Source organism: Escherichia sp. MOD1-EC4550, assembly GCF_963876935.1.
GTDB lineage: Bacteria > Pseudomonadota > Gammaproteobacteria > Enterobacterales > Enterobacteriaceae > Escherichia > Escherichia coli_F.
The window spans coordinates 240,514-260,197 of sequence record NZ_CAWNSE010000009.1; the positions used below are offsets into that span (position 1 = coordinate 240,514).

The 19,684-nt window shown below is 47.1% G+C and carries 19 protein-coding genes; 8 read left to right on the forward strand and 11 right to left on the reverse strand.

Features of this window, described 5'->3' with window-relative positions; genetic code table 11:
* Window positions 1-4: 4 nt before the first annotated feature.
* The 7 genes from AACU19_RS06405 to msrB form a co-directional block, all read right to left on the reverse strand.
* Window positions 5-952 (reverse strand): sugar kinase, encoded by a 948-nt coding sequence (locus AACU19_RS06405; protein WP_001354718.1) that lies wholly within the window; start codon window positions 950-952, stop codon window positions 5-7.
* 4 nt (window positions 953-956) lie between these two features.
* Window positions 957-1,793 carry a ketose-bisphosphate aldolase gene (locus tag AACU19_RS06410; RefSeq protein ID WP_000878883.1) on the reverse strand — a complete coding sequence of 279 codons (837 nt, stop codon included), beginning with the start codon at window positions 1,791-1,793 and terminating at the stop codon, window positions 957-959.
* Window positions 1,794-1,813: 20 nt separating this feature from the next.
* Complete coding sequence (locus AACU19_RS06415) at window positions 1,814-2,857, reverse strand: NAD(P)-dependent alcohol dehydrogenase (RefSeq protein WP_000798095.1); 1,044 nt, start codon at window positions 2,855-2,857, stop codon at window positions 1,814-1,816.
* 16 nt (window positions 2,858-2,873) lie between these two features.
* Window positions 2,874-4,253, reverse strand: coding sequence for an MFS transporter (locus AACU19_RS06420; protein ID WP_000435312.1), 1,380 nt, complete (start codon window positions 4,251-4,253; stop codon window positions 2,874-2,876).
* 26 nt (window positions 4,254-4,279) lie between these two features.
* On the reverse strand, window positions 4,280-5,356 hold the full coding sequence (locus tag AACU19_RS06425; RefSeq protein ID WP_001520669.1) for a zinc-binding dehydrogenase: 1,077 nt from the start codon (window positions 5,354-5,356) through the stop codon (window positions 4,280-4,282).
* Window positions 5,357-5,725: 369 nt separating this feature from the next.
* Window positions 5,726-5,998 (reverse strand): YeaC family protein, encoded by a 273-nt coding sequence (locus AACU19_RS06430; protein ID WP_001046790.1) that lies wholly within the window; start codon window positions 5,996-5,998, stop codon window positions 5,726-5,728.
* A gap of 41 nt (window positions 5,999-6,039) precedes the next feature.
* Window positions 6,040-6,453 carry a peptide-methionine (R)-S-oxide reductase MsrB gene (msrB, locus tag AACU19_RS06435; protein ID WP_001284618.1) on the reverse strand — a complete coding sequence of 138 codons (414 nt, stop codon included), beginning with the start codon at window positions 6,451-6,453 and terminating at the stop codon, window positions 6,040-6,042.
* Window positions 6,454-6,794: 341 nt separating this feature from the next.
* On the opposite strand from msrB, the gene gapA reads away from it, so the two are divergent.
* Both gapA and AACU19_RS06445 read left to right on the forward strand, forming a co-directional pair.
* On the forward strand, window positions 6,795-7,790 hold the full coding sequence (gene gapA, locus AACU19_RS06440) for a glyceraldehyde-3-phosphate dehydrogenase (protein ID WP_000153502.1): 996 nt from the start codon (window positions 6,795-6,797) through the stop codon (window positions 7,788-7,790).
* A gap of 83 nt (window positions 7,791-7,873) precedes the next feature.
* Window positions 7,874-8,758, forward strand: a complete 885-nt coding sequence (locus AACU19_RS06445; protein ID WP_105278827.1) for a D-hexose-6-phosphate mutarotase — start codon at window positions 7,874-7,876, stop codon at window positions 8,756-8,758.
* Window positions 8,759-8,808: 50 nt separating this feature from the next.
* On the opposite strand, the gene yeaE is transcribed toward AACU19_RS06445, so the two are convergent.
* Entirely contained in the window at window positions 8,809-9,663 is an 855-nt protein-coding gene (gene yeaE / locus AACU19_RS06450) for a methylglyoxal reductase YeaE (protein ID WP_001296125.1), read from the reverse strand.
* Window positions 9,664-9,752: 89 nt separating this feature from the next.
* Window positions 9,753-10,499, reverse strand: a complete 747-nt coding sequence (gene mipA / locus AACU19_RS06455) for a scaffolding protein MipA (RefSeq protein ID WP_000163766.1) — start codon at window positions 10,497-10,499, stop codon at window positions 9,753-9,755.
* 435 nt (window positions 10,500-10,934) lie between these two features.
* Here mipA and yeaG point away from each other — a divergent pair, with 435 nt between their 5' ends.
* The 5 genes from yeaG (at window position 10,935) to yeaK (ending at window position 18,104) form a co-directional block, all read left to right on the forward strand.
* Complete coding sequence (yeaG, locus tag AACU19_RS06460; protein WP_001019882.1) at window positions 10,935-12,869, forward strand: protein kinase YeaG; 1,935 nt, start codon at window positions 10,935-10,937, stop codon at window positions 12,867-12,869.
* A gap of 112 nt (window positions 12,870-12,981) precedes the next feature.
* A complete protein-coding gene (locus tag AACU19_RS06465; protein ID WP_000219686.1) occupies window positions 12,982-14,265 on the forward strand; it encodes a YeaH/YhbH family protein in 1,284 nt (427 codons plus the stop codon).
* A gap of 146 nt (window positions 14,266-14,411) precedes the next feature.
* On the forward strand, window positions 14,412-15,887 hold the full coding sequence (locus AACU19_RS06470; protein WP_105278828.1) for a sensor domain-containing diguanylate cyclase: 1,476 nt from the start codon (window positions 14,412-14,414) through the stop codon (window positions 15,885-15,887).
* A 180-nt stretch (window positions 15,888-16,067) separates the two neighbouring features.
* The gene (gene dgcJ, locus AACU19_RS06475; RefSeq protein ID WP_105278829.1) at window positions 16,068-17,558 is read left to right on the forward strand and encodes a diguanylate cyclase DgcJ; all 1,491 of its coding nucleotides are present in this window, start codon (window positions 16,068-16,070) and stop codon (window positions 17,556-17,558) included.
* A 42-nt stretch (window positions 17,559-17,600) separates the two neighbouring features.
* The gene (gene yeaK / locus AACU19_RS06480) at window positions 17,601-18,104 is read left to right on the forward strand and encodes a mischarged aminoacyl-tRNA deacylase (RefSeq protein ID WP_000138043.1); all 504 of its coding nucleotides are present in this window, start codon (window positions 17,601-17,603) and stop codon (window positions 18,102-18,104) included.
* Here the strand turns inward: yeaK and yoaI are convergent, their stop codons facing one another.
* The gene (gene yoaI, locus AACU19_RS06485) at window positions 18,105-18,209 is read right to left on the reverse strand and encodes a small membrane protein YoaI (RefSeq protein ID WP_000999630.1); all 105 of its coding nucleotides are present in this window, start codon (window positions 18,207-18,209) and stop codon (window positions 18,105-18,107) included.
* Between the two features lie 169 nt (window positions 18,210-18,378).
* Here yoaI and AACU19_RS06490 point away from each other — a divergent pair, with 169 nt between their 5' ends.
* The gene (locus AACU19_RS06490; protein WP_000460707.1) at window positions 18,379-18,825 is read left to right on the forward strand and encodes a DUF441 domain-containing protein; all 447 of its coding nucleotides are present in this window, start codon (window positions 18,379-18,381) and stop codon (window positions 18,823-18,825) included.
* Here the strand turns inward: AACU19_RS06490 and nimR are convergent.
* Window positions 18,782-19,603 (reverse strand): DNA-binding transcriptional regulator NimR, encoded by an 822-nt coding sequence (gene nimR / locus AACU19_RS06495; protein WP_000972246.1) that lies wholly within the window; start codon window positions 19,601-19,603, stop codon window positions 18,782-18,784. The two genes, AACU19_RS06490 and nimR, sit on opposite strands and share 44 nt — an antisense overlap.
* Between the last annotated feature and the right edge of the window lie 81 nt (window positions 19,604-19,684).

A 19,684-nucleotide genomic window follows, 5' to 3' on the forward strand; every position in this document is an offset into this window, starting at 1 on the left:
TTCATTATCCTTCGTATTCTTCCAGCAATTGTTCGACCAGCTTTCTGTTTTTTACACCGGTGGTGGCACCGACGCTTAGAACCGAGATAGCCGCCGTTGCATTGGCAAAGCGTGCGCATTCACGCAGATTTTTGTCTTCTAACAGAGCCGCTATAAAGCCAGAAGCAAAGTTATCGCCTGCGCCAATAGTGTCGATGGCGGTTATTCCTGCGACCGCCGGCACCTTCATCGTCATGTCACCACGCTTGATAAAGCAGCCGTCTTTACCCGTTTTAATCACCACCGTTTTTACGCCGCACGCAAGAAAGCAGTCAGCAATTTCATCCAGTGTCTCTTTCCCAGTGAGTAATTTTGCCTCGGCAAAATTAGGAAACAGATAATCGACATAACTCAATGCTTCGCAAATATCATCCAGCGTTTCATTCAACCGCGGTTTGATCATATCGGCACAGATAATCATCTGCCGGGCTTTAGCTTGCGTAAAAATTTCTGTTAGCGCTTTACCATCCAATAGAGGACTGTTGAAAATACTGGCCAGAGATAATAATTTCGCCTGAGAAAACCGCGAAAAATCAACATCGTCAATATTCAATTTCCACAGACTGCCGTTACGGTTTGTGACAAACGTCCGCTCGCCATCCTCCGTCACCAGTCCAACGTTAATAGAGGTATCTATGCTGACGTCCTGCTTCAGGCTTTGAATATCAATATTCTCTTTGCGACAATGGTCGAGAATAAATTGCCCGGCGGCATCTTTACCAATACGACTCATTAATGCTGTGCGATGGCCCAGACGAGAAATAATTGTTGCTTCATTTATTGCATCACCCCCGGTGGTCATTGCGATTCTTTCAAGAGGATAAGAATCCACATCAAAGATATTTTTACTGACCGGTTGCAATGGAATATCAACAATAGCGGCACCTATACAAATAACGTCGAGATTATCCATATCATTATTCCGCTTTGCCATCAGAACCGAACAGTTTAATTTTTTCCAATGCCCGTTCTTTTACAGCTTTACGTACTTCACGTTCTAAATGCAGGAAAGGCTGATCCTGGTTTTCTTTCACTGCTACCATTGCGGCCTGACAGAGCTCCGTATGAATGTTGATTTTCGCGATACCCAACGAAATTGCAGTTTTAATGTCGGTATCACTGATCCCCGATGCGCCGTGCAAAACCAGCGGAACAGAAACGGCATCGCGTACGCGTTTGACGACCTCAAAGTTCAATTGTGGCTCTGACGTATAAACCCCATGCTGGTTGCCGATGGCGACAGCCAATGAGTCACAGCCCGTACGTTCAACAAATTCAGCCGCCTGGTCAGGATCGGTATAGTGATAGCCCGCCAGCGCTTCTTCATAAACGGTTTCATTACCGACATGCCCTAATTCTGCCTCTACCGGAATACCCAGCGGATGGAAGAAATCAACAGCCTCTTTGGTTAAACGAATATTTTCTTCGAAATCAAATGCGGAAGCATCACGCATTAATGAATTCATACCATGAGTCCAGGCGTTATGAATAATTTCCATACTCCGACCATGATCCCAATGAGTTATTACCGGCACCGTTGCTTTTTTTGCCATTGATACCATCATGTGAGAGAAATCTTCAAATGAGGTGTTCCCGACAAAACCTGTACCAAAAGAAATAATAACCGGTGATTTCGCTTCTTCGGCTGCGTCGATAACGCCCATCAACATTTCTGCATTCCATACGTTAAAATGGGCAATTGCATAATGTTTATTTGTGGCATCGTTTTCCCAATATCTGATATCTGCGAGCATATTCTGTTCTCCCGTATTAATTAATCGCTAATTTTAATAACGCCTTTAATAATGTCGCGTTTGTTGTTAACCGACTCTTCAAATGCCTGTTGTACATCCTGATAATCGTAAATATGTGTCACCATCGATTTCACATCGAATCGCCCTGAGGAAATAGCTTCAATCGTGACCGGATAACGATTGGCATAGCGGAATACTGTCTGGATAGTGACTTCGCGATTGATTTTGAGGAAATTGATTGCCGAATCGCCCGGTACAGTACCAACAATCATAATTTTACCGCCGCGCATTACCAGATAAGGTGCCTGTTTAACGGTGACCGCAGAACCCGCTGTTTCGAAAACAATATCTGCGCCCATTTCTTCGGTAAATTGCTGACAGCGTGCAATAGTGTCTTCTTTTGCGCCGTTAATAACCACTGTCGCGCCGAGCTGTTCCGCCATTGTCAGACGTTTTTCCAGTACATCAACGACGGCAATATCCGTAGCTCCCAGGCATTTGCATGCTTGCAACGTCATCAAACCAATACAACCCGCTCCCAGAATAATTATCTTCTTACCCGGTTTAACATCTGCCAGCATCGCGGCATGCATACCGACTGCAGCAGGCTCCACCAGCGCCCCTTCCATCGTGTCCATATTGTCGGGCAGTTTGTAAGTAAAGCTCTCCGGATGACACAGATAGTGCGTTAATGCACCGCGGTAGTTAGGTTGTGTCGCCATAAAATCAACGTCCGGGCAAATGTTATATTTGCCTTCCAGACAGTAACGACAGTGACCGCAAGGAACGCCAGGTTCGATATTTACCCGATCCCCCGCTTTAAATTTGCGCACACGGCTTCCCACAGCCACAACCGTCCCGGCGCATTCATGACCCAGGCCAATTTCTTGATTTGGGTCTTTAGGCGGAATAAACGGGCCTGATTCAAAACCATGTACATCTGAACCACAAATACCGACATATTCTACTTTAATCAAAACTTCATCTTCTTTAGGCACAGGTATTTCTGCAGAAATAATTTTCATTGTGCCCGGCACCTGCAATATTGCTTTTGAATTTTTCATTTTGAATCCACCAGTATTATTTATTGACTACTGCATCAATACTTAAACTTTCAACGGAGACACCTTTGGTTTCAATTCCAATGGTGGCGATAGCAATTGCGACAATAATTGAAACCGCCCCCAGAAGAATAAAGACTCCCGTTACGCCATAACTACTGAGCAGCACTGCAACGGCATAAGGTGCGGCAATACCACTGATTCGCCCTACTGCATTCGCCAGACCGGAGCCACGTAATTTGGCCTCTGTCGGCCAGATCTCAGGGACATACACTGCCGAGGCATAGCAAACGTACATATAGACGAAAGTAATCAGGAAGAAACCAATCAGCGTTATGAGCAACATACTGGTTTGCAGTGAATAGATATATCCGAGCACCGCAATCAGGATTAATAACCCCACACCCATTGTTTTACGCGGAATTTTATCCATCACCAGCATGGCAATAAAAATACCAAATGGCGCGCCAAACATACTCATGGTATTTAAAACAATCGAGTCTTTTAAATTAATCCCCTGGGTCATGAATATCGTTGGCAACCAGTTAATTAGTGTGTACTGCACAACGTTCATGGCAATCAGCACACAAGAACCTAATATCACGCGTTTCAGTAATACTCCTGTCAGTAAGGCTGAATACGGCACCGCTTGTGGCGCTTTACCGTCATCAGCAATAACCACGGGCGGCAAAGGTTTACCCGTCTGGCGTATGACGCCTTCTTCTATACTCCGCATGACTTTCTCGGCTTCCTGATACCGTCCGCGCGATTCCAGCCAGCGCGGGGATTCAGGAAAGTAGCGCCAGGCCAGCGCCGTAGCGATAAGCGACAATATTGCAGGGATAAGCAGTTGTACTCGCCAGTTCCACTCTGCACTAATCAGTGGCGTGAGTCCCATCGCAATCAATGAACAGAGCGGATATGACCAGTTGCCAATAAAGGAAACCCGACTGGACCATGTTCCGCGATTTCTACCGGGCATATATTCGGTGAAACCAGCAAACAGCGTCACCAGTAAAGCTCCCAGCCCAACGCCCATCACAAAACGGCAGGCAATAAGGAAATCCATATTCGGTGAAAAAGCACCGACAACCATCGAGGCAATATGAATGGCCTCATAGAGGATGAACGCATTTCTGCGACCGGTTTTGTCACCGATGATGCCGCCAACCAGCGCACCGAGAAACATTCCGGCGGTCGTAATTGCTGAGAATGTGGCAGTGGTGGAATTATCTGTCCAGCCCAACTCTTTCAGCTGCGCGAGGATCAAGCCACCAACGGCATTACTCCAGCAGACAAGCAAGCCAAACGCGACGATGGCAAACATTGACGAATGCCAGCGGCAATCCGGTAAGCGATCCAGCCGTGCACCACAATGCGGTTTTGTTATCTGTTCCATGCGATAACGTTCCTTCAGGAGAGTAGTTATTCATCAAAGTCGTAAGTCATGATCACTTTGATTGCGGTTTTATCGACCATCGCATCAAACCCTTCGCGCCATTGCGACAGGCCGATACGATGCGTGATCATCGGTTTGACTTTGATAGCGCCGCTGGCTAATAGCCGGAGAGCGTTACGCCATGAGGTGGAGTCATAGGCCATATGCCCAATGATGCTTTTGTTCCAGGCGGTAATGTCATTAATCGAGAAATCAAGAGGCTTGAAGCCCATTCCAACGCGTACCACTTCCCCGTTCGGACGGAGCATTTCGATGGCTTGTTTAAGTGCGATATTGGCACCGGAGCATTCAATCACCAGTCCCAGATTGTCTTTACCACAAATTTGCTGGCAGCGCGCCACCACATCTTCGGTAGAACCATTTACTACAGCCGTCGCACCCAGTTCTTTTGCAACCGGGAAGCGGACCGCCACATCTTCTTGTAGACCAACGACGACGATATTTACCGCCCCCATAATCCGCGCCATTTGTACGGAGAACAGCCCGAGTGGGCCAGTGCCGATGACGACTACATCCTGACCAGGGAGGAATTTCGATTGCTGCGCGATGGATTTGTAGGCATTGCAGATAGGGTCAAGTACGGCTGCATCCTCATAATCAACACCATCAGGGATTTCCCACAACGCATGACGATGAATTTTGAGAATTTCACCAGGAACCAGACAATATTTGGAAAAACCACCGCCCCACGTATTGTTATCCAGACCAAGGTTTACTTTTTCTGTACAACACAGAAAATCACCTTGTTCACAGGCCGGACAAACGCCGCAAACGTGACCGCTGTTATCCGACACGACGCGTTGCCCCACTTTCCAGTCTTTGACTTTTTCACCAACCTGCGCAATACAACCTGCGAACTCATGGCCGCGGATAGAGTTAAACTCATCAGAACCGCTATCGACATTGTAGTGCTTCATGTCTGCGCCGCAGATTGCCGCAGCTTTAATTTCAATCACCACATCTTCCGGGCCACAAATGGGTTGTGGGACATCGATCATCTTGTAGCCGCCAAAGGCTTTGCCAAACCGAGCCAGTGCTTTCATTGCGTCATCCTCTGTGTTTTGTTTTGCTTAGATGGCCATCATACTTACCCACATGATTTTTGAGGTCAACATTAAATCTGTAAAACACAGATATTGATCTGTGTTTTACAACTCAGATCACAATTACGCAGAAAATGGCCGGGTCTGTTACAGGGTGATGGAAGGTGGAACGCAAAATGAGCAAATTTGAGAGGGATTACCGGCCAAATAGGTCTGAGACTTAAGTTCAGGAGAAGTCATTCAGGCGTGAACGCGACTGCAAGAGACCGGGCTGGGACTTAGCCAGGTCGGGGCGAGATAATTGAGATGAGTCGTGGGGTTATTGTTGGCTATCCCCTTTATAACCGCGGCAAAAAGGGGACAAACCACTTACTTAAACATGGCAATAGGCTTTGCTGAGATACCAAAATCTTCTTTTAACTGTTGTTTGCTCTTCATAACCATCTGACCATTTGTGTCAATTGTCATATGCTGAGCTTCGGTATTATGGCGGGCTTGCCAAAGCATCACCAATTGCAGGCAGTTCTCTTTTTGTTCCTCGGTCAGCGCAACACCATCGGGCCATTTTCCCAGTTCAACAGCAGTCGACAAACGCTGGTATACCTCAGGCGTCATGCTGTTGATAATGTCATCAAGATTCATAATTTTTCCGCTCCTGTGGAATAAGTTGCTGAATCGTTTTTTCAACCGTTGATTTCTTCGCCGTTTTCGCCATCGGTAAAGCGTAAAGAGGCTGAGTTAACACAATAACGTTCACCCGTTGGCTGCGGCCCGTCGGGGAAGACATGCCCCAGATGGGCATCACAGTTACCGCAACGAATTTCTATGCGCTGCATTCCATGTGACAAGTCTTTGATATAACGAATGGATTCTTCACTCACCGGTTCGTAGAAACTGGGCCAGCCACAGCCGGAATCATACTTGGTTTGGGAATGAAACAGCGGGGCATCGCAGATCAAACAGTGATATACGCCGTCACGCTTGTTATGCAGTAAACGACCCGTAAATGGCGGCTCTGTCCCATGATTCTGCGTCACGTAGAACTGCATCTCGGACAAATTTTTTTTCAGTTCTTCTGCCGAAGGTTTATTAGCCATTTGCTCACATCTCACTTTAATCGTGCTCACATTACGTGACTGATTCTAACAAAACATTAACACCAACTGGCAAAATTTTGTCCTAAACTTGATCTCGACGAAATGGCTGCACCTAAATCGTGATGAAAATCACATTTTTATCGTAATTGCCCTTTAAAATTCGGGGCGCCGACCCCATGTGGTCTCAAGCCCAAAGGAAGAGTGAGGCGAGTCAGTCGCATAATGCTTAGGCACAGGATTGATTTGTCGCAATGATTGACACGATTCCGCTTGACGCTGCGTAAGGTTTTTGTAATTTTACAGGCAACCTTTTATTCACTAACAAATAGCTGGTGGAATATATGACTATCAAAGTAGGTATCAACGGTTTTGGCCGTATCGGTCGCATTGTTTTCCGTGCTGCTCAGAAACGTTCTGACATCGAGATCGTTGCAATCAACGACCTGTTAGACGCTGATTACATGGCATACATGCTGAAATATGACTCCACTCACGGCCGTTTCGACGGTACCGTTGAAGTGAAAGACGGTCATCTGATCGTTAACGGTAAAAAAATCCGTGTTACCGCTGAACGTGATCCGGCTAACCTGAAATGGGACGAAGTTGGTGTTGACGTTGTCGCTGAAGCAACTGGTCTGTTCCTGACTGACGAAACTGCTCGTAAACACATCACCGCTGGTGCGAAAAAAGTGGTTATGACTGGTCCGTCTAAAGACAACACTCCGATGTTCGTTAAAGGCGCTAACTTCGACAAATATGCTGGCCAGGACATCGTTTCTAACGCTTCCTGCACCACCAACTGCCTGGCTCCGCTGGCTAAAGTTATCAACGATAACTTCGGCATCATCGAAGGTCTGATGACCACCGTTCACGCTACTACCGCTACTCAGAAAACCGTTGATGGCCCGTCTCACAAAGACTGGCGCGGTGGCCGCGGCGCTTCCCAGAACATCATCCCGTCCTCTACCGGTGCTGCTAAAGCTGTAGGTAAAGTACTGCCAGAACTGAATGGCAAACTGACTGGTATGGCGTTCCGCGTTCCGACCCCGAACGTATCCGTAGTTGACCTGACCGTTCGTCTGGAAAAAGCTGCAACTTACGAGCAGATCAAAGCTGCCGTTAAAGCTGCTGCTGAAGGCGAAATGAAAGGCGTTCTGGGCTACACCGAAGATGACGTAGTATCTACCGATTTCAACGGCGAAGTTTGCACTTCCGTGTTCGATGCTAAAGCGGGTATCGCTCTGAACGACAACTTCGTGAAACTGGTATCCTGGTACGACAACGAAACCGGTTACTCCAACAAAGTTCTGGACCTGATCGCTCACATCTCCAAATAAGTTGAGATGACTCTGTGATCTAAAAAGAGCGACTTCGGTCGCTCTTTTTTTTACCTGATAAAATGAAGTTAAAGGACTGCGTCATGATTAAGAAAATTTTTGCCCTTCCGGTCATCGAACAAATCTCCCCTGTCCTCTCCCGTCGTAAACTGGATGAACTGGACCTCATTGTGGTCGATCATCCCCAGGTAAAAGCCTCTTTTGCATTACAGGGCGCACACCTTCTCTCGTGGAAACCTGCGGGTGAAGAAGAAGTTCTGTGGTTGAGTAACAACACACCGTTCAAAAATGGCGTCGCCATTCGCGGTGGCATACCGGTTTGCTGGCCGTGGTTTGGTCCGGCTGCACAACAAGGTCTGCCTGCGCACGGTTTTGCCCGCAACCTGCCGTGGACGCTGAAATCACATCGTGAAGATGCTGATGGTGTAGCGCTGGCTTTTGAATTGACACAAAGCGAAGAGACGAAAAAATTCTGGCCGCACGACTTTACGCTGTTAGCGCATTTCCACGTGGGTAAAACCTGTGAAATCGATCTTGAAGCACACGGCGAATTTGAAACTACCTCTGCTCTGCATACCTACTTTAACGTGGGTGATATCGCTAAGGTAAGCGTCAGTGGACTAGGCGATCGCTTCATTGATAAAGTAAATGACGCGAAAGAAGATGTACTGACCGACGGTATTCAGACCTTCCCTGACCGTACCGATCGCGTGTATCTGAATCCGCAAGATTGCAGCGTAATTAATGACGAAGCGCTGAATCGTATTATCGCCGTAGGCCACCAGCATCATCTGAACGTTGTAGGCTGGAACCCAGGACCGGCGCTTTCAGTTAGCATGGGCGATATGCCGGATGATGGCTACAAGACCTTTGTTTGTGTAGAAACGGCATACGCTTCAGAAACGCAAAAAGTCACCAAAGAGAAACCTGCACATCTGGCGCAATCCATTCGCGTTGCGAAACGTTAATTTGCGTTAATATTGTGTGCCGGGTGCGATGCATCCGGCACGTATCAACATCACACCATATCCAGCGCAGTTTTTCCTTTTGGTGCCGGATACGCTTTATCCAGCATAACTAATTCCGCTGACGAAAGTTCAACCTCAAGCACAGCCGCATTTTGTTGGACATGTGCGACAGTTGCCGCTTTTGGAATCGCCATCACACCCTGATGGCTGATTACCCACGCCAACAATACTTGTGCCGCACTGATATTGTGAGCATGTGCAATTTCGTTGACTACCGCATTTTTTAACAGTCCATTGCGCAACCGCCCGGCCTGGGCTAATGGACTGTAAGCCATCACCGGCATCTGCTGTTTCTGGCACCAGGGAAGTAGATCGTACTCAATCCCTCGTGAACCGAGATGGTAAAGCACCTGATTAGTGGCACACTGATTTCCCCCCGGCAGCTGCCAGAGTTCCTGCATATCGGCATAATCAAGGTTAGAAACGCCCCAGCGGCGGATTTTTCCCTGGGCGATCAATTTTTCCATCGCTGCGACAGTCTCTTCGAGAGCGAAACTGCCAGACCAGTGTAATAAGTAGAGATCGAGATAATCAGTATTGAGACGGCGTAAACTGGCTTCGCATGCATTTATCGCTTTTTGCCCGCCAGCATTCCACGGATAGACTTTAGAGACGAGAAAGACGTTCTCACGCAGACCGATTAATGCTTCCCCAACCACTTTTTCGGCACCGCCATCGGCATACATTTCGGCGGTATCAATGAGGGTTAAACCGAGTTCAATGCCCGCGCGTAGTGCAGCAACTTCTGTTTTACGCTGACTGGCATCTTCGCCCATATACCATGTTCCCTGCCCTATGGCTGGCAGTGAGACATCGCCACTAAATTGAATCATTTTTTGTTGCATTGTTTCCTCCCAAGTATTGCACCACCGTAATGCAAAACAGGGCGTTACGCCCTGTTTTTATGCACAAAATGCCCTGGAAAGATGCATTATCAGAATTTGTAGGTGATCCCGGTAGAAATCAGGCCAGTCCAGGATTTATCCACCATTGGGCTGTCAGTAACTTCATCAGACAGACGGGTGTAGCGCGCGGTACCGTAAACACTCCAGTCACCGAGGAAGTTGTAGCTGGCACTCAGCTCCAGGTAAGGGCTCCAGCTGTCGTTCGGGTTATAGCCACGCAGACCGCTGCGCGCAGACTCTTTGCGCGATACGCCATAATAGTATTCGTTCTGGTTTTCGCTGTTCCACTGCACACCGATACCCGGGGTTATGGTCAGGCCGCCGTTGGTGTAACGATACAACCAGGCCATATCCCAGATGATGCCGTTGCTGTTATCCAGGGTATCGCCAGCCAGGGTGGTACGCAGGTAACCGTACTGGGTAAAGTGAGCATAAGACAGACCAGCCATCATGGTGCTCTTACGGTCATCCAGGTGACGCATTTGGTGATCGCCACTGTCTTTAGCTTTGAAGTAAAGCGGCGACCAGTAAGCGGTAATTGAAAGTTTATCCGTTGCGTCATTCCACAGGTAGTAACCACCACCTAAGCCACGGAACCAGAAGTTATCGCCTTCATAGTTGATTACCGGTACTGGGTAAACATCGGTATCGTAATCTTTATATGGGTGTTCAACGACACCTACGCCTGCGCCCAGGGAAAATTTACCTTCAGCGTGCGCTACGCCTGCAGACGTTGCGATAAGCACTCCAAGTGCCAGAAGTTTGAGTTTGGTCACAATTAATCATTCCTTAAACAAATGTTTAGCGGGCGACAAAGTTTACCCGTCAATACATCGAAACCCAACCTTTTTACGTTTTCATTTTTTAAAGTAACTGTTTAATTTTCCTGACGCAGATGACACCACGCTTACAGCCAAATGAATTACGCGTTACTGGCGACCCTGGTCTTTACATTAATTATGCAAATTTTATGGATGAGTTGTTGATATGCCATTGAAATTAAGAAAGCCGTGCAGGCAAGTTTTCCATTTGCCATCTACGCTTAATTTTGAAGGTGTATCACCGGGCACGTTGTTCTCATCGTCGATAAAATGGCATGAGAGTTGCTGTGTTTTAGCAAGAGACGTCGTTCAGTTTACCTCTTCCGGGAGCCTCTACTATTCATATGAACGGCTCTTAACCTGTGCTAAAAAACGAAAGGACGGCATACCATGAATATATTCGATCACTATCGCCAGCGATATGAAGCTGCCAAGGACGAAGAGTTCACACTGCAGGAGTTTCTTACCACTTGTCGGCAAGATCGCAGTGCTTATGCCAACGCGGCTGAGCGGCTATTGATGGCTATCGGTGAGCCTGTCATGGTCGATACAGCCCAGGAACCCAGACTTTCTCGACTCTTTTCTAACCGGGTCATTGCACGTTACCCGGCCTTTGAAGAGTTTTACGGCATGGAAGACGCGATTGAACAGATTGTCTCTTATCTGAAACACGCGGCTCAGGGGCTGGAGGAGAAGAAACAAATCCTGTATCTGCTGGGGCCTGTGGGTGGGGGTAAATCATCGCTTGCTGAGCGACTGAAATCATTAATGCAGCTCGTGCCGATCTATGTATTAAGCGCTAACGGTGAGCGGAGCCCGGTCAACGATCATCCGTTCTGTCTTTTCAATCCGCAAGAAGATGCGCAGATTCTGGAAAAAGAGTATGGCATTCCTCGACGCTATCTTGGCACCATCATGTCGCCGTGGGCAGCAAAACGCCTGCATGAATTTGGTGGCGATATTACTAAGTTCCGGGTGGTAAAGGTCTGGCCGTCAATTCTGCAACAAATTGCTATCGCCAAAACGGAACCTGGCGATGAGAACAACCAGGACATCTCAGCGCTGGTAGGGAAAGTCGATATCCGTAAACTTGAACACTACGCGCAGAACGATCCAGACGCCTACGGATATTCTGGTGCACTGTGCCGCGCCAACCAGGGGATCATGGAGTTTGTCGAGATGTTTAAAGCACCGATTAAAGTGCTGCATCCCCTGTTAACCGCCACTCAGGAAGGTAACTACAACGGGACGGAAGGTATCTCCGCCTTGCCGTTTAACGGGATTATTCTCGCCCATTCGAACGAATCCGAATGGGTCACTTTCCGTAATAACAAGAACAACGAAGCCTTCCTCGATCGTGTTTATATCGTGAAGGTGCCATATTGCTTGCGTATTTCCGAAGAGATCAAAATCTACGAGAAATTGCTTAATCACAGTGAACTGACTCACGCCCCCTGCGCACCTGGCACGCTGGAAACGCTGTCTCGTTTTTCCATTCTTTCGCGTCTGAAAGAGCCGGAAAACTCCAGCATTTATTCGAAGATGCGGGTTTATGATGGCGAAAGTCTGAAAGACACCGATCCGAAAGCCAAGTCGTATCAGGAATATCGTGACTACGCAGGCGTTGATGAAGGGATGAACGGTCTGTCCACGCGTTTTGCGTTTAAGATCCTCTCTCGCGTGTTCAACTTCGACCACGTGGAAGTGGCAGCAAACCCTGTTCATCTGTTCTACGTCCTGGAACAGCAGATCGAGCGCGAGCAGTTCCCGCAAGAGCAGGCAGAACGCTATCTGGAGTTCCTGAAAGGTTATCTGATCCCGAAATATGCCGAGTTTATCGGCAAAGAGATTCAGACTGCGTATCTTGAATCCTATTCTGAATATGGACAAAACATTTTTGACCGTTATGTCACGTATGCAGATTTCTGGATTCAGGATCAGGAGTATCGCGACCCGGATACCGGGCAGCTATTTGACCGCGAATCTCTCAACGCTGAGCTGGAGAAAATTGAGAAACCGGCGGGGATCAGTAATCCAAAAGATTTCCGCAACGAGATTGTCAACTTCGTACTGCGCGCCAGAGCGAATAACAGCGGACGCAATCCGAACTGGACCAGCTATGAAAAACTGCGCACGGTTATTGAGAAGAAAATGTTCTCTAATACCGAGGAGCTGTTGCCGGTTATTTCGTTTAACGCCAAAACGTCAACCGACGAGCAGAAGAAACACGACGATTTTGTCGACCGTATGATGGAAAAAGGCTACACCCGTAAACAGGTGCGTTTACTGTGCGAATGGTATTTGCGCGTACGTAAATCGTCTTAACAACCATGGCCCGGTACGCATGCTACCGGGCCTACAACGACAGCGAACCGTGGGCCAGAGAAGCGGCAACACAGGCGTAGCAAACAGTTGGCAAATGTAGTACGGGGGGCATATGACCTGGTTTATTGACCGGCGTCTGAACGGCAAAAACAAAAGCATGGTGAATCGCCAGCGTTTTTTACGCCGTTATAAAGCGCAAATTAAACAGTCGATCTCCGAGGCCATTAATAAGCGTTCGGTGACTGACGTCGACAGCGGCGAGTCCGTATCCATTCCCACGGAAGATATTAGCGAACCGATGTTTCATCAGGGGCGTGGTGGCCTGCGCCACCGCGTACATCCGGGCAATGACCATTTCGTCCAGAACGACCGAATTGAACGTCCCCAGGGTGGTGGCGGAGGTTCCGGCAGTGGTCAGGGCCAGGCCAGCCAGGATGGTGAAGGTCAGGATGAATTTGTCTTTCAGATTTCGAAAGATGAGTATCTTGATCTGCTCTTTGAAGATTTGGCCTTACCGAATCTGAAACAAAACCAACAACGCCAGCTGACCGAATATAAAACGCATCGGGCGGGTTATACCGCTAACGGCGTTCCTGCCAATATCAGCGTTGTGCGTTCATTGCAGAACTCACTGGCGCGACGCACAGCCATGACGGCGGGCAAGCGGCGGGAACTTCATGCGCTGGAAGAGAATTTGGCCATCATCAGCAACAGTGAGCCTGCGCAACTACTGGAAGAGGAACGTCTGCGCAAAGAAATTGCAGAATTACGTGCCAAAATTGAACGCGTCCCTTTTATTGACACCTTCGATTTACGTTACAAGAACTACGAAAAACGACCCGATCCCTCCAGCCAGGCAGTGATGTTTTGCCTGATGGACGTTTCGGGTTCAATGGATCAGTCCACTAAAGATATGGCTAAGCGTTTTTATATTCTGCTGTATCTGTTCCTTAGCAGAACGTACAAGAACGTGGAAGTCGTTTACATCCGGCACCATACCCAGGCGAAAGAAGTCGATGAACATGAGTTTTTCTACTCACAGGAAACTGGCGGTACCATTGTTTCCAGCGCCCTGAAACTGATGGATGAGGTGGTGAAAGAGCGTTATAACCCGGCGCAATGGAATATTTACGCGGCACAAGCATCGGACGGCGATAACTGGGCCGATGACTCTCCACTTTGCCATGAAATCCTGGCGAAAAAATTATTGCCCGTTGTTCGTTATTACAGCTATATCGAAATTACCCGTCGCGCTCATCAGACACTGTGGCGAGAATATGAACATCTGCAATCTACTTTCGACAATTTTGCGATGCAGCATATCCGCGACCAGGATGATATTTATCCGGTGTTCCGTGAACTGTTTCATAAACAAAATGCAACAGCTAAAGACTAAAACTGTCAGCCGGGTCATTATCGCCTGGCTGATTTTTAGCTCACTGTAAATTATCTCATTTATTACATACATTAGCTTACAATCGCTTTAAATATGACAGCATAACCTTTACACAATTTAGTTTCAGAAAACAATCATTCGGAAAAATGATTCGGTCAACACGTATTTCCCTGGGGTTATTCTTTAATTATTTTTTATCGTCAACGAAAATTGATCCTGGTCAAAACCATATATCTCTGCCATCAATAAAATCCAGCACTCACATTGCTCTCCTTTTTATGGCTTCTATGGGTACACAAAAATTAAAAGCTCAAGGCTTTTTTATTTTCAGCTTATTGCTGACGTTAATTTTATTTTGCATTACTACCTTATATAACGAAAACACGAATGTAAAACTCATCCCACAGATGAATTACCTGATGGTTGTTGTGGCTTTGTTTTTCCTTAACGCCGTCATTTTTCTTTTCATGTTAATGAAGTATTTCACTAACAAACAAATTTTACCAACACTCATTTTAAGCCTTGCATTTTTAAGTGGCCTTATCTATTTAGTTGAAACCATTGTAATTATCTATAAACCAATCAACGGCAGTACACTGATCCAGACAAAGTCGAATGATGTTTCTATTTTCTATATTTTCCGCCAACTCAGTTTCATTTGTTTAACCTCGCTGGCGCTCTTTTGTTATGGGAAAGACAACATCCTTGACAACAATAAGAAAAAAACTGGCATTCTGTTGCTGGCGCTGATTCCTTTTTTAGTTTTTCCCCTTCTGGCACACAATCTGAGCAGTTATAACGCTGACTATTCTTTGTATGTCGTCGATTACTGTCCGGACAACCATACTGCGACCTGGGGAATCAACTATACAAAAATATTGGTTTGTTTGTGGGCATTTTTACTGTTCTTTATTATCATGCGTACACGATTAGCCAGCGAACTATGGCCGTTAATAGCATTATTATGTCTGGCATCGCTATGCTGCAACTTACTTCTACTGACTCTGGATGAGTATAATTACACCATCTGGTATATCAGTCGCGGGATTGAAGTTTCCAGTAAACTGTTTGTTGTGTCTTTTCTGATTTATAACATTTTTCAGGAACTGCAACTCTCCAGCAAACTGGCAGTTCATGATGTACTGACCAATATTTATAATCGGCGCTACTTTTTCAACAGCGTAGAGTCATTATTGTCGCGACCTGTTGTTAAGGACTTTTGTGTCATGCTGGTTGATATTAATCAGTTCAAGCGCATCAATGCCCAATGGGGACATCGTGTGGGTGATAAAGTGCTGGTTTCAATTGTCGATATTATCCAGCAAAGCATCCGCCCCGATGATATTTTAGCGCGACTGGAGGGTGAGGTGTTTGGCTTGCTATTTACCGAACTCAATAGTGCCCAGGCAAAAATCATTGCGGAACGTATGCGTAAAAATGTCGAACTCCTGACCGGTTTTAGTAACAGATATGATGTTCCTGAACAAATGACCATCAGTATTGGCACGGTTTTTTCAACGGGTGACACGCGTAATATCTCGCTTGTCATGACGGAAGCAGATAAAGCCTTACGCGAAGCGAAAAGCGAGGGGGGCAACAAAGTGATTATTCATCATATTTAAGTGCAAAAATATTCAGAGCCATGCTTTTTGCGTGGCTTTTGCATACAATTTATTACTATTACCCCTAAATTTCCCCTCCCCAGCGGCGCAGAGATGAGTATAATTAGCGCCCCTGTGCCAGGCCGCAATCGAACTTTATCTGGTTTTCTCGTTTCACTAACCGAAGGAGTGCCATTTATCATGAAATTGCACCATAGAATGCTCCGGCATTTTATCGCCGCAAGTGTCATTGTGCTGACATCTTCCTTCCTTATTTTTGAACTTGTCGCCAGCGACAGAGCAATGAGTGCCTATCTGCGCTATATCGTGCAGAGAGCAGACTCCTCCTTTCTTTATGACAAGTATCAAAATCAGAGTATTGCCGCGCATGTGATGCGCGCTCTCGCTGCAGAGCAGTCGGAAGTGTCGCCAGAACAGCGGCGTGCCATCTGCGAGGCTTTTGAGTCTGCCAATAATACCCATGGCTTAAACCTGACTGCCCATAAGTACACGGACTTACACGGTACACTACAAACCGCATCCACTGACTGCGACACAATTGTAGAAGCTGCGGCACTATTACCCGCTTTTGATCAGGCAGTGGAAGGCAACCGCCACCAGGATGATTATGGTTCAGGTCTTGGAATGGCCGAAGAGAAATTTCACTATTATCTCGATCTCAATGACCGCTATGTCTATTTTTATGAGCCGGTTAATGTTGAGTACTTTGCGATGAATAACTGGTCCTTCCTGCAGTCAGGAAGTATTGGCATCGATCGCAAAGATATTGAAAAGGTATTTACCGGGCGTACCGTATTATCGAGCATTTACCAGGATCAGCGTACTAAACAGAACGTGATGAGTTTGCTGACGCCGGTATATGTCGCAGGGCAGCTAAAAGGGATTGTGCTGCTGGATATTAACAAAAACAATCTGCGGAATATCTTTTACACTCATGACCGCCCTCTCCTCTGGCGTTTTCTCAATGTCACGCTAACTGATACAGATTCAGGGCGCGACATTATCATCAACCAGAGCGAAGATAATCTGTTCCAGTATGTCAGTTACGTCCATGACTTACCGGGCGGTATTCGTGTCTCGTTATCCATTGATATTCTTTACTTTATCACGTCTTCGTGGAAAAGCGTTCTGTTCTGGATTTTGACGGCGTTAATTTTGCTGAATATGGTCCGGATGCACTTCCGTTTATACCAAAACGTGTCGCGAGAAAATATTAGTGATGCGATGACCGGACTGTATAATCGCAAAATATTAACCCCTGAACTGGAGCAGCGGTTGCAAAAACTGGTGCAATCTGGTTCTTCGGTGATGTTTATTGCAATTGACATGGACAAGTTAAAGCAAATAAATGACACGCTCGGTCATCAGGAAGGAGATTTAGCGATTACGTTATTAGCTCAGGCGATTAAACAGTCGATTCGTAAAAGTGATTATGCCATCCGACTCGGTGGCGATGAATTCTGCATCATTCTTGTCGATTCGACGCCGCAAATTGCAGCACAACTGCCTGAACGTATCGAAAAACGTCTGCAACATATCGCGCCGCAAAAAGAGATCGGCTTCTCTTCCGGTATTTACGCGATGAAAGAAAACGATACGTTACATGATGCGTATAAAGCTTCCGATGAGCGTTTATATGTCAATAAGCAGAACAAAAACAGCCGTTCATGATAATCTTCTGTGGTTGTTTGCTTGTAATCTCAGGAGCATGAAATGACTGAAATGGCTAAAGGAAGCGTGACGCATCAGCGGTTAATCGCTTTATTATCACAAGAAGGTGCTGACTTCCGCGTCGTTACCCACGAAGCGGTAGGTAAATGTGAAGCGGTGTCAGAAATTCGTGGCACCGCTTTAGGCCAGGGTGCAAAAGCGCTGGTATGTAAAGTCAAAGGCAATGGCGTGAATCAACATGTTCTGGCGATCCTCGCTGCCGATCAACAGGCCGATCTGAGCCAACTCGCCAGTCATATAGGCGGATTACGCGCTTCGTTGGCCAGTCCTGCGGAAGTCGATGAACTGACAGGCTGTGTCTTTGGCGCGATCCCCCCTTTCAGCTTCCATCCAAAACTCAAACTGGTCGCCGACCCATTGCTCTTCGAGCGATTCGATGAAATCGCCTTTAATGCAGGCATGCTGGATAAATCCGTTATTTTGAAAACCGCGGATTATTTGCGCATTGCGCAACCAGAACTGGTCAATTTCCGCCGCACTGCGTAACTAGCCTGTCCGTTCGATAAGAAGAACGGACAAAACCAGCACAACAGCAATGGCAAAAAACGATGACGTGATAATCAGTGTCTCGACAAACATTTGATCGTTCATAGTATGCCCCGGGGAGATAGCTGTTTTCACGTTATTGTTAGCGTGCACAAATGGCAGTTTGATGACAGTTCGCCTGATTTTTTATGCAAAAAACGTAAAGATTTTCTACTTCCTTCCTGCAGCAAGCGTAAAGTAAGCAGGCTTATTATTTTTTGGCAAGGAAACCACGATGTTTGATGTCACTTTGCTGATCCTGCTCGGGTTAGCTGCGCTGGGCTTTATCAGTCATAACACCACTGTCGCCGTTTCAATTCTGGTGTTAATCATTGTCCGCGTCACACCGTTAAGCACCTTTTTCCCGTGGATTGAAAAACAGGGGCTAAGTATCGGGATAATCATTCTGACGATTGGCGTTATGGCCCCCATCGCCAGCGGGACGCTACCGCCCTCAACCCTGATTCACTCGTTTCTGAACTGGAAATCGCTGGTGGCAATTGCAGTAGGCGTTATTGTCTCCTGGCTAGGTGGGCGCGGCGTGACGTTAATGGGCAGCCAGCCGCAACTGGTCGCCGGGCTGCTGGTGGGCACTGTTTTGGGCGTGGCGCTGTTTCGCGGCGTACCGGTTGGCCCGCTTATTGCCGCGGGTCTGGTTTCGCTGATTGTGGGGAAACAGTAGTTAATCCCGCAATATATCGGCCTGGCGTTTGCCCCAGGCCTTTCTTAAACATAGTAATAAAGGCCGTTGTTGAATCATACCCCAGCGTATGAGCAACTTTCTGTACAGTATCGCCTTTCACTAATCCCTGAAGCGCCATAATCAGCTGTAACTGCTGACGCCACTGGCGAAAACTCAACCCCGTCTCTTTCACTATAAGCCGGGCAAGATTGCGTTCACTCATCGCAAAAAAGCCAGCCCATTGCCCCAATGAGCCCCACTCGACGGGCTCTTTCGCCATCATCTCCACCATCGTGCGGATTTTAGGATGAGAAGAAACGGGCAGGTGCAGCTGTTGTTGTGGCTGCTGAGGGAGTTCATCAAACAGGACCTGAATTAATCTGCGGGTCATCGGCTCAGCACGCTGAGTCGTCGTCCTGTTTGCCAGGGTTAAAATTAATTCCCGGCATAAGGGCGATATTTTCAATGTGCAACATGTTGTCGGCATTGTCACTGCGCTGGGCTCTATAAACAAAAAACAGAGTTCAGCGTTAGCTGTCACTTGATTGCTATGTTCCACCCCTCCCGGTATCCAAACCGCATATTGCGGCGGCACCATCCACAAAGCATTTTCCACCGTACAGGTAATTGCACCATGTAGCGCCAGTATCAGCTGCCCTTTGCGGTGCTGATGTACAGGACTGGTTAACTCATCCGTTCCGGCGTGAATACAAAATGCGACCGCGGCTTCATGGTGTCGGTCGGGTTCATAGCCATTGAGATTCAACCTGTGCATCATTTTGTCCGAATTTAGCGATAATTTGTCATTTTAGCTTGATTCAACATAACAATAAAAACGGTAGGGTACAGCCTCGTTTGT